At 41.3% G+C, this 431-nt stretch carries 1 protein-coding gene; it reads left to right on the top strand.

Features of this window, described 5'->3' with window-relative positions:
- Window positions 1-25: 25 nt before the first annotated feature.
- On the top strand, window positions 26-431 hold a 406-nt coding region (locus ACLWS4_RS37525), incomplete at its 3' end, for a hypothetical protein (protein WP_416876506.1).

A 431-nucleotide genomic window follows, 5' to 3' on the forward strand; every position in this document is an offset into this window, starting at 1 on the left:
GTTTCATAAAGAAGGGAGTTGCACCATGGGAATAAAAAAATTGTCCAAAGCCATTACAATGGGCCAAATCAAAACCGTTATCCTGCCTTATATCCTCATTGGCATTTTATTGGTTGGCAGCATGTTCATCATCCCGCAACATTTAACCATTTGGTTTGTGTCTGTTGCCGCAATCCTTTATCTTGGTGTAGGTTTATGGTCATCCTTCCGGTTAACCGGGAAGTTATTGAAAATGAAGCAATACGCTTCCAGCCTGGAGTCGGGTAACCTGGCTGAATCGCTGGAGATTTTAGGCGCAGATGAATTTAGCACGATCTCTAATTTCTTGAATAATGCAACTGGCAATATGCGAAATCTGGTTGGAGATTTAAAAAAAGGAATAGACCGTGTAGATGCCAATTCAGATGAATTATCAGCAACCATGACGGAAC

The organism is Kitasatospora sp. SC0581, from assembly GCF_048159585.1.
Taxonomy (GTDB): Bacteria; Actinomycetota; Actinomycetes; order Streptomycetales; family Streptomycetaceae; genus Kitasatospora.